At 67.0% G+C, this 784-nt stretch carries 1 pseudogene; it reads right to left on the bottom strand.

Annotation, left to right across the window (positions count from 1 at the left end):
- Positions 1-784 (bottom strand): annotated as a pseudogene (locus tag ABLV75_RS02860) (type VI secretion protein VasK); the annotation flags it as partial.

Genomic DNA, 784 nt, shown 5'->3' with positions numbered 1-784 from the left:
CCCCCGGCCAGCGGAAGCGCTGCCAGTCGGCCAGCTGGTTAAAATAGTGCAGCGTCTGCCCGTCAAGCGTCAGCGCTGTTTCCACCACTTCCCGCATCGCCACCCCCTGCATCTCAAAGCTGATGCCCTGGCTGCCGTCGGTGAACAGAATATCGGACAGCTGGCTGAGCTGGTTCACCGCGTTCAGAAAGGCCGGGCTGAAGGTCAGCCCCTGGCTGCGGGTGCTGTCCGCCACCCAGTCGCTGCCCTCCCGGCGCAGCACCCCGCCCAGCTCCGTACTGAGAAAACGGTCAATACGTCCGGTATCGCGGCGGATAAACGCCGCCAGCATCGGCAGCGAAGCGTCGCTCTTCCCGGCCGCAAAGGGATAGCGCCCCTGAAACGCCGCATTCCAGTTCGCGACCACGGAGCGCTGCCACGCCTCGTTCAGGCTGGCCGCCGACGGCTGCAGTACCGCCTCCCGGGCCTGAGTCAGCGGCTGAACAAACATCGTCTGCCCGAAACCGCGCCACGCCTCACCGAGGCTGGCCGCCACCAGGCTGCCGTACTCCTGCGTGTCGGTCAGCTCCACGCTCCGGCCCCGGAACACCGTCTGCGCCAGCTGCTGCATCATCGCCTGCGGGTCGGCGGCATTCGCCACCTGCTGAAGTTTCAGGCGCACGCGGGTGATGCGGGTGAGCCAGGTCTGTAAGCTGAGCGAGCTGTCGGCAGCCATCACCTTCTGCGCGCTGTTTTTGCCCGTCAGGGTCAGCAGCGGGCCGAAGGTGCTGTCCAGCGGGCCGCG

Source organism: Klebsiella sp. CN_Kp066 (assembly GCF_040065135.1).
GTDB classification, from domain to species: domain Bacteria; phylum Pseudomonadota; class Gammaproteobacteria; order Enterobacterales; family Enterobacteriaceae; genus Klebsiella; species Klebsiella oxytoca.
This window is presented reverse-complemented; position numbering and strand designations above follow the sequence as displayed.